The organism is Streptomyces sp. NPDC054840, from assembly GCF_053611065.1.
This window is the reverse complement of sequence record NZ_JBSGZP010000312.1, coordinates 1-8201: the sequence shown is the minus strand read 5'-3', so window position 1 is coordinate 8201 and position 8201 is coordinate 1. Positions and strand designations below refer to the sequence as shown.

General features: G+C 72.4%; 11 protein-coding genes. 10 read left to right on the top strand and 1 reads right to left on the bottom strand.

Features of this window, described 5'->3' with window-relative positions; genetic code table 11:
- From ACWGIU_RS21705 to ygfZ, 4 genes are all read left to right on the top strand, one after another.
- Window positions 1-998 (top strand): hypothetical protein (locus tag ACWGIU_RS21705; protein WP_453708162.1); only part of this gene is annotated, 998 nt, incomplete at its 5' end.
- Window positions 999-1289: 291 nt separating this feature from the next.
- Window positions 1290-1862: an FABP family protein gene (locus ACWGIU_RS21700; protein WP_453708160.1), complete on the top strand. Its 573-nt coding sequence runs from the start codon at window positions 1290-1292 to the stop codon at window positions 1860-1862.
- Between the two features lie 88 nt (window positions 1863-1950).
- A complete protein-coding gene (locus tag ACWGIU_RS21695; protein WP_453708158.1) occupies window positions 1951-2406 on the top strand; it encodes a Fur family transcriptional regulator in 456 nt (151 codons plus the stop codon).
- A 21-nt stretch (window positions 2407-2427) separates the two neighbouring features.
- Window positions 2428-3402 carry a CAF17-like 4Fe-4S cluster assembly/insertion protein YgfZ gene (gene ygfZ, locus ACWGIU_RS21690; protein ID WP_453708156.1) on the top strand — a complete coding sequence of 325 codons (975 nt, stop codon included), beginning with the start codon at window positions 2428-2430 and terminating at the stop codon, window positions 3400-3402.
- 58 nt (window positions 3403-3460) lie between these two features.
- Here ygfZ and dtd read toward each other — a convergent pair whose 3' ends face one another.
- Window positions 3461-3886, bottom strand: coding sequence for a D-aminoacyl-tRNA deacylase (gene dtd, locus ACWGIU_RS21685; RefSeq protein WP_453708154.1), 426 nt, complete (start codon window positions 3884-3886; stop codon window positions 3461-3463).
- Window positions 3887-4022: 136 nt separating this feature from the next.
- Here dtd and ACWGIU_RS21680 point away from each other — a divergent pair, with 136 nt between their 5' ends.
- The 6 genes from ACWGIU_RS21680 to ACWGIU_RS21655 are packed head-to-tail and all read left to right on the top strand — an operon-like array spanning window position 4023 to window position 8155.
- Window positions 4023-4598: an RsiG family protein gene (locus ACWGIU_RS21680; protein WP_453708152.1), complete on the top strand. Its 576-nt coding sequence runs from the start codon at window positions 4023-4025 to the stop codon at window positions 4596-4598.
- A 45-nt stretch (window positions 4599-4643) separates the two neighbouring features.
- Window positions 4644-5888, top strand: coding sequence for a GNAT family N-acetyltransferase (locus tag ACWGIU_RS21675; RefSeq protein WP_453708150.1), 1245 nt, complete (start codon window positions 4644-4646; stop codon window positions 5886-5888).
- A gap of 7 nt (window positions 5889-5895) precedes the next feature.
- The gene (locus tag ACWGIU_RS21670) at window positions 5896-6666 is read left to right on the top strand and encodes a putative protein N(5)-glutamine methyltransferase (RefSeq protein WP_453708148.1); all 771 of its coding nucleotides are present in this window, start codon (window positions 5896-5898) and stop codon (window positions 6664-6666) included.
- 4 nt (window positions 6667-6670) lie between these two features.
- The gene (locus ACWGIU_RS21665) at window positions 6671-7183 is read left to right on the top strand and encodes a hypothetical protein (protein WP_453708146.1); all 513 of its coding nucleotides are present in this window, start codon (window positions 6671-6673) and stop codon (window positions 7181-7183) included.
- A 22-nt stretch (window positions 7184-7205) separates the two neighbouring features.
- The gene (locus ACWGIU_RS21660) at window positions 7206-7589 is read left to right on the top strand and encodes a helix-turn-helix domain-containing protein (RefSeq protein ID WP_453708144.1); all 384 of its coding nucleotides are present in this window, start codon (window positions 7206-7208) and stop codon (window positions 7587-7589) included.
- A gap of 23 nt (window positions 7590-7612) precedes the next feature.
- Window positions 7613-8155, top strand: coding sequence for a hypothetical protein (locus ACWGIU_RS21655; protein WP_453708142.1), 543 nt, complete (start codon window positions 7613-7615; stop codon window positions 8153-8155).
- Window positions 8156-8201 lie beyond the last annotated feature (46 nt).

Sequence of the window (8201 nt, the reverse complement as noted above, 5' to 3'; positions counted from 1 at the left end):
CCGCCGAGCCGGCCGCCGAGCCGGCGCCCGTGACCGCCGCCGAGCCGGCCGCCGAGCCGGCGCCCGTGACCGCCGCCGAGCCGGCCGCCGAGCCAGCGCCCGAGCCGGCCGCCGAGTCCGAGGCCGCCGTCGTGCCCGTGCCCGCGCCCGCTGCCGAGCCCTCGTCGGAGGCCTCCCCCTGGGCGGCCCCGCCCGCCCCGCCGAAGGACCGGCGGGCGCTGCGCGCCGCCCTGCGCTGGACCGCCGCCGTGGCCGTCTTCGCCGTGGTCGGTGCCGGGGTCGCGTACGGGATCACCGTGCCGGAGCGCACCGACATCCCCGGCCTGTCCACCGAGGGCGACGGCCGCTGGACGTTCCCGAAGCTCTCCTTGCCCGCGCTGCCCGCCGGCGCCCCCCTGCCCCAGGGCCCGGACAACAAGGACGGGACGCACTACGCGCAGCTCACCGGCCTGCTCCTGCCCGCTCCCCAGGGCGCCGAGGCCGACGACGCGGTCAAGGCGGACAAGGACGGTGCGGTGCCGGTCGACTCCTTCCTGGAGGAGTACGCGCCCGAAGCCCGGGAGGAGCTCAAGACGTCCCTCGAATGGGACGGGCTGCGGCAGATCGTCGGCCGGGGCTGGACGACGCCGGACGGCACGCGCACGCACGTCTACCTGCTGCGCTTCCACTCGTCGGGCTTCGTGGACGCCTTCAGGGGCTGCGACACCAATGCGGACCTGAACGGCGTCTCGGCCCTGGACCTGGACGACGTCTGGAGCAAGGCCAAGAACACGCAGATGAACAGCACCGCCCTGGACTTCCCCGGCGCCGCCAACTTCGACGGCACCTATCTCACCGTGTACCAGGAGATGAAGCCCGTCACCGGGGAGGAGCAGACCAAGGTCGGGTGCCTCCGGACGGGTGACGTCCTCGGCATGGTCATCCAGACCCGCAAGGGCGAGGTGGCCACCGTTCCCTTCCACCAGACCGTGATCCTGCAGAGCCAGCTGCTGAGCTGACCGCCGGGCCGGGCCGGGCCCGGGCCCGGCCCGGACCCGGGCTACGGGCCACCTCGCACAGTGCGCCCGGCCCCGGGCCAGTAGGCTTGGGAACCGGCCCGTACCCCCGAACGAATTCCGAGGAGCACCCCGTGCTTGAGGCAGTCTTCACCTCCCTGCTGGTCCTGGTCTGCGTCGGCGTCATGGCCTTCACCGGCCTGGCCGTCAAGAAGCTGTACCAGGGTCAGCGCTGAGCATCCGCCCAGCAGACCGCCCCGGAACCCCTCTTACAGATCGCCTGAGCAGCCATTCATGATCCAGATCCCGTCCGACCTGAACCCGGGCCTCGTCCCCCTCGCCTTCCTCCTCGGCAACTGGGAGGGTGCGGGAGTCTTCGACTTCCCCGGTGAGGAGAAGTGCAACTTCGGCCAGGAGGTCGTCTTCAGCCACGACGGCCGGGACTTCCTGGCGTACACGTCCCACACCTGGGTGCTCGACGCCGAGGGCAGGAAGGTGCGCCCGCTGGAGTCCGAGTCGGGCTACTGGCGCATCGACAAGGAACGCAAGGTCGAGATCGTCATGGTCCGCGATCAGGGCGTCGTCGAGGTCTGGTACGGCGAGCTCGCCGACCAGAAGCCCCAGATCGACCTGGTCACCGACGCGGTCGCCCGTACCGCGGCCTCCGGCCCGTACAGCGGCGGCAAGCGGCTCTACGGCTACGTGAAGAGCGACCTCATGTGGGTCGGCGAGAAGGCCACCCCGGACGTCGAGCTGCGTCCGTACATGTCGGCCCAGCTGAAGAAGGTCGTCACGCCCGAGGAGGTCGCCGAGATGGCGCGCAACCTCCCGGACATGCCGGACGACGGCATCGCCTTCTTCCGCTGAGTCCACAGGCTGTACGACATACGCACGGCTGTGCGAAAGGGGGCCGCGGGATCGCCCGCGGCCCCCTCCGCACGCATACACTGGCCGGGTGGGGAGCAGCGTGGACACCGAAAGCTCTGACTGGAAGAGCGACCTGCGGCAGCGCGGATACCGGCTGACACCGCAGCGCCAGCTCGTGCTGGAAGCGGTCGACGCCCTGGAGCACGCCACCCCGGACGAGATCCTCGTCGAGGTGCGCAGGACCGCCTCCGGGGTCAACATCTCCACCGTCTACCGCACCCTTGAGCTCCTGGAGGAGCTCAAGCTGGTCTCGCACGCCCACCTCGGGCACGGGGCCCCCACCTACCACCTCGCCGACCGGCACCACCACATCCACCTGGTCTGCCGGGACTGCGCCGAGGTCATCGAGGCGGACGTGGACATCGCCGCCGAGTTCACGGCGAAGCTCCGTACCACCTTCGGCTTCGAGACCGACATGAAGCACTTCGCGATCTTCGGTCTCTGCCGCAAGTGCGCTGCCGAGCAGCGTGCCGCGCAGTCGTAGCAGGGTCGTACGCTTGGTCCCATGACCAGCAGCCCCTTGCTCCATCTCCCCGGCGCCGTACCGGCCGAAGGCCGTGACGAGGGCGTCGCCGCCCACTACGGCGAGCTGTACGGCGAACAGCGCGCCCTCGCGGAGGGGCGCGGCTTCGTCGACCTCTCGCACCGCGGAGTCGTCACCGTCAGCGGGCCGGAGCGCCTGAGCTGGCTGCACCTGCTGCTCACCCAGCACGTCACCGAGCTGCCGGCCGGGCAGGCCACCGAGGCGCTGATCCTGTCCGCCAACGGGCACATCGAGCACGCGCTCTACCTCGTCGACGACGGCGAGACCACGTGGGCGCACGTGGAGCCGGGCACCCAGGGCGAGCTGATCGCCTACCTGGAGTCCATGAAGTTCTTCTACCGGGTCGAAGTCGCCGACCGGACCGAGGAGTTCTCGGTCGTGCACCTCCCGGCCGGCTCCATCGCCGAGGTCGCCCGGGACAAGGAGCACATCGTCCGGGAGACCGCGTACGGCCGGGACGTCTTCCTGCCCCGCGCCGAGCTGGAGCCCTTCGCCGCCGCGCACGGCCCGGCCGCGGGCCTGCTCGCGTACGAGGCCCTGCGCGTCGAGGCGCACCGGCCGCGGCTCGGCCTGGAGACCGACCACCGCACCATTCCGCACGAGCTGGGCTGGATCGGCACCGCCGTGCACCTGCAGAAGGGCTGCTACCGCGGCCAGGAGACGGTCGCCCGCGTCCACAACCTGGGGAAGCCCCCGCGCCGCCTGGTCTTCCTGCACCTGGACGGTTCGGAGGTGCTGCTCCCGGCGCACGGCACCCCGGTGCGGCTCGCCTCGGACGGTGAGGAGGGCCGTCAGCTGGGCTTCGTCACCACGGCCGTCCGCCATCACGAGCTGGGCCCGATCGCGCTCGCGCTGGTCAAGCGGAACGTGCCGGTCGACGCGCCGCTGCTGGCCGGGAAGACGGCCGCCGCGCAGGAGGTCGTCGTAGCGCCCTGACGGGGCGGTCCGATGTGCCTGGGTGCGCCTGGATCCACGTGGATCCGCCCCGGGCGCCTCAGATGTCGATGACGATGGTGAACGGGCCGTGGTTGGTCAGCGAGACCCGCATGTCCGCGCCGAACCGGCCCGTCTCCACCGTCGCGCCCAGCGCGCGCAACTGCGCCACGACCTCGTCGACCAGCGGCTCGGCCACCGGGCCGGGAGCCGCCGCGTTCCAGGTGGGCCGCCGGCCCTTGCGCGCGTCGCCGTAGAGCGTGAACTGGGAGATCACCAGCAGTGGTGCGCCGTTGTCGCTGCAGGACTTCTCGCCCTCCAGGATCCGTACGGACCACAGTTTGCGCGCCAGCAGCGCCGCCTTCTCCGGGGTGTCGTCGTGCGTCACCCCCACCAGCACGCACAGCCCCTCGCCGACGATCTCGCCCACGGTCTGGCCGCCCACGACGACGCTCGCGCCGTCCACCCTCTGTACTACTGCTCGCATACCACCTGTGTACCAGGCTTGCACCCGTCCGGGGCCGATCGGGTGGAGTGGGACTGCGTGGGGGCCACGGGGAGTGGCACGATGCACGAAGGCGGTGCGGGTGCGCCGCACCGGTCGAGGGGACGGACCCGTTCGTATGAATACTTCTGGTACCTCCGTACCTGCGTCACCCGCTTCCTTCGCGGCTGCCGCGGTACGACCGCCCGCTCAACGCACGGCCGAGACGCAGGGGCCGCCGACCCCGACCACCGCGCTCGGGCTGCCGGAACTGCGCGCGCTGCGCCGTGACGCGCAGCGCGACGAGGCCGATCTGAGCTACGTACGCAGATTGCTCCAAGGCCGTATCGACATCCTGCGGGCCGAGCTGGCCCGGCGGACGGATCCCGAGACGCCGGTGGTGGACCGGCTCTCGGTGATCCTCGCCGACGCCCCCTCCAGCCGCAGCGCCTCCGCCCGGCACGTCACGCTCGGCACCCCGCACAGCGAGGAATACCGGCTGCTGGCCGCGGAGATGCTGTCCGACGTGGAGCTCTCGGACCTGGGCGCCCGTACGGACGGCGAACTGCACGACGGGATGGGGCGGCTGGTGCGCTACGAGCAGCAGGTCTCGCGGCGCCGCCAGCAGCTGCAGCGCACGGTGGACGACTGCACTGCGGAGATCACCCGGCGGTACCGGGAGGGCGAGGCGCAGGTGGACGACCTGCTCGCGTAGAAATTCGGGCGACCGGCCGCGGCGGTGCGATTAGCGTGGGCGGCTATGAGTGCTGACGTCCGGCCGATCGCCGAATCCGAACTCCCCGACTGGGTGCGCGCGGTGCACACCGGTTTCCTGACCACCTCGCGGGTGACCGAGTCCGACATAGCCCAGCGCGCCAAGTACAGCGACTTCTCCCGGATGCAGGGGGCGTTCGACCCCGGCAGCGGCCGCTGCGTGGCGGCGCTGCGCTCCTTCCCGCAGGAACTGACCGTGCCCGGCGGGGCGGCCGTCCGCACCACCGCGATCTCCAGCGTGGGCGTGCTGCCCACCCACCGCCGCCAGGGCCTGCTGACCCGGATGATGGCCGCCGAGTTCGCCGCGGCCGGGGCGCGCGGCGACGCGCTGGCGACGCTGATCGCCGCCGAGTACCCGATCTACGGGCGGTACGGGTTCGGGCCCGCCACCTCCCTCGTGGAATGGGAGATCGACGTTCCGCGCACCGGGCTCGACCGGCGGCTGTCGGCGCCCGTGGACGGCGGAAGCATCGAGCTGGTGGACGTCGAGGAGTTGCGGCGGGTGGGGCCCGAGCTGCACGAGCGGCTGCGGGCGCGGACACCCGGGGCCGTGAACCGGGACGCGCGCTGGTGGAGTTTGGCGACCGGCCTGGAGGCGTGGTCGTACCGCCCCTACCAGGACAAGTTCCACGCCGTGTACCGGACGGCTGAGGGGGAAGTGGCCGGCCTCGCCGTCTACGGCGCCGACGACCACTGGACGGACGCGAAGCTTCCGCAGAACACCGTGCGGGTCTCGGACTTGCTGGCCCTCACCCCGCAGGCGGAGCGGGCGCTGTGGCAGTTCCTGTGCTCGATCGACTGGGTGGCGAAGGTCCGCACCGGCTACCGGGCCCCCGACGACCTCGCCCCGCAGCTGCTGCCCGACCCGCGTGCGGCGCGGGTCGTCACCAGCGCGGACTTCCTGTGGGTGCGGGTGCTGGACGTCGTACGGGCGCTGGGCGCGCGGACGTACGAGGTGCCCGGGGTGCTCGTCCTGGAGGTCACGGACAGGACCGGGCCGGCGGCGGGCCGCTACCGGCTGGACGCGGGCACCGGCGTGTGCGAGCGGACCGAGGAGGCGGCGGACCTGCGGCTGGACGTGGCCGAGCTGGGCTCCTTGTACCTGGGCGGCACCTCCGCGGTGCGGCTGGCCGCGCTGGGCCGGGTGACGGAGGAACGGCCCGGTGCGGCCGTGCTGGCCGACGCGGTGTTCCGTACGGCGCGCAGCCCGTGGTGCCCGGACATCTTCTGACGGAGGAATGAGCGTGTCGACAACACTTGTGGAATCCCTGCGCGCGGCGGGCTGCGTCTTCGCGGAGGAGGAGGCCGAGCTCCTGGCGGGGGCCGCCACCGACGCGGACCACCTGGCGGAGCTGCTGGCCCGCCGGGTGGGCGGCGAACCGCTGGAGCACGTCGTCGGCTGGGCGGAGTTCTGCGGACTGCGCATGGAGGTCGGCGCGGGCGCCTTCGTACCGCGCCGGCGCACCGAGTTCCTGGTCCGGGAGGCGATTGCCCTGGCCCGGCCCGGCGCGGTGGTGCTCGACCTGTGCTGCGGGGTCGGCGCCCTGGGCGCGGCGGTGGCCGCGCAATTGCCGGGCGGCGCGGAGCTGCACGCGTCCGACATCGACCCGGCGGCGCTGGTGTACGCGCGGCGCAACGTGGCGCCGTACGGCGGCCGGGTGTGGGAGGGCGACCTGTACGCGGCGCTCCCGTCGTCGCTGCGCGGCCGGGTGGACGTGCTGGTGGTCAATGCCCCGTACGTGCCGACGGAGGAGATCGTCCTCATGCCGTCGGAGGCGCGGGACCACGAGCCGCTGGTCTCGCTGGACGGCGGGGCCGACGGCCTGGACATCCACCGCCGGGTGGCGGCGGGCGCGTTGCCCTGGCTGGCCCCGGGCGGCCACCTGTTGATCGAGACGAGCGCCCGCCAGTCCCCGTCGACGGCCTCGGCCCTGACCTCGGCGGGCCTGGCGGTCCGGGCGGTGACCTCGGAGGAGCTGTACGCGACGGTGGTCATCGGCACGGCCTGACGACGTGGCGTTCGAGGTGCTGCCGTGCACGGGTCTGGCCCTGCCGCACGGCGTCGGCGTCCTGCGGTTCGGCGGGTCCGAGCGGGAGGCCCGGTGGGCCGTCGCGACCTTGGCGGACGTGCGGGAGACGTGGGTCTGCGGGGCGGGCTGGGCCTTCACCGCCCGCTACGAGGGCCTGGAGCTGCTGGCCTACGGCGACTGCCCGGACCGCCTCGGCCGCACCGACCACGACCGGCACGGTCTCGCGGCCGTCCACCTCGGCCGGTACGGGTCGAGGCCGGCCGGACCGTCCGCCGTCCCGGTGGTCCTGCACGACGTCGACCTGTTCGGCTACCCGGCCGCCGAGGTGCTGGAGGCCCTCGGCCCGGGCCCGCACCCCGGTGTGACCCGGCCGCAGGCCGGATCCCCGGCCGGCTCCTACCTGCCGGAGGTACGGCTCTCGACCCAGGGCTGCTCCTCCGAGGAAAGGCCCGACGACACCGGGAGCTGTTGCAAGCAGGGCGCTTGCAATAGTTAGCAGAGTCGGGCAGGATCTGAGCATGGCATCGCTCAACGTCGGAAATCTCGGCGAGTACCTCCGTGAGCAGCGTCGGCAGGCTCAGCTTTCGCTGCGGCAGCTGGCGGAGCAGGCGGGGGTGTCGAATCCGTACCTGAGCCAGATCGAGCGCGGGCTGCGCAAGCCGAGCGCGGACATCCTGCAGCAGCTTGCCAAGGCGCTGCGGATCTCCGCGGAGACGCTGTACGTGCAGGCCGGGATCCTGGATGAGCGGGACCCGGACGAGGTGGAGACGCGAGCCGTCATACTCGCCGACCCGTCCATCAACGAGCGGCAGAAGCAGGTGCTGCTCCAGATCTACGAGTCGTTCCGCAAGGAGAACGCGCTCGATGCGCCCGCCGACGAGATGCCGTCGAAGACCGACTGAAGTTGATCCGGGAGGACCAGCACATGGCCATCGCCGATGACCTGAAGAAGACCCTCACCGACCCCACTCCCCTCTACTTCGCCGCCGGCACCGCCGACCTGGCCGTGCAGCAGGCCAAGAAGGTGCCCGACCTGATCGAGCAGCTGCGCGCCGAGGCCCCCGCGCGCATCGAGGCCGTGAAGAACACGGACCCGAAGGCTGTGCAGGAGGCGGTCACCGCCAAGTTCACCGAGGTGCTCGGCGCGATCGACCCGAAGAAGCTCGGGGAGACCGCCCAGGACCTCGCCCTGCGCGGTGTCGGTGTGGCCGCCGAGTACGCGGTGCGCGCCAAGGAGACGTACGACAAGGTCGCCGTGCACGGTGAGCAGGCCGTGCGGAACTGGCGGGGCGACGTCTCCGCCGAGATCGTCGACATCGCCGTGGCCGTCGAGCCCGAGGCCGGGGTGGAGCCGGTGTCGGAGCCGGTCGCCGGCGCCGCCGCCGACGAGAAGGCCGCCGCGAAGAAGCCCGCCGCGCGCAGGAGCACGGCCAAGAAGGCCGCGGTCACGGCGGACGACGCGAGCTGAAGCGGCACCGCATGAGTGGCACTGGGCCGGGCACCCTTCAGGGGCC